This window comes from Metalysinibacillus jejuensis, from assembly GCF_003057615.1.
Classification (GTDB): domain Bacteria; phylum Bacillota; class Bacilli; order Bacillales_A; family Planococcaceae; genus Metalysinibacillus; species Metalysinibacillus jejuensis.
In genome coordinates, this window is sequence record NZ_QAFW01000187.1 from 1 (window position 1) to 360 (window position 360).

The 360-nt window shown below is 38.9% G+C and carries 1 protein-coding gene; it reads right to left on the reverse strand.

The window, feature by feature from the left end:
* Positions 1–358 (reverse strand): SafA/ExsA family spore coat assembly protein (safA, locus tag DDE80_RS14820; protein ID WP_153060953.1); only part of this gene is annotated, 358 nt, incomplete at its 3' end.
* Between the last annotated feature and the right edge of the window lie 2 nt (positions 359–360).

Consider the following 360-nt stretch of genomic DNA (forward strand, 5'->3'; position numbering starts at 1 on the left):
TGTGGTCAAAGTATTTTTTGTCTAGCATATCTTGCGACTTGTATTGCGCTACTCTTGAAAGCTCCCAATCTTCTTTCATCGGTGATAGACCCGCTTTTTCGCGTTCAGCATTGACAAGTTTAACAACTTCTTGTTCTACCGTTGCTTGCTCTTTTGTTGGAATATTAATTTTTTGTCCTGGGTTAATTTGATCTGGATTTGCCAGTTGTGGATTCGCATCAATTAGCTCCTGTACACCTGTTTGGTTTTTCACGGCAATTTGCCAAAGAGTATCTCCTGATACTACTGTATATGAATCGGCTGCCATTGCGCTAATTGGTACTAATAAAGATACTGATAATCTGTCTCTTATACACATCT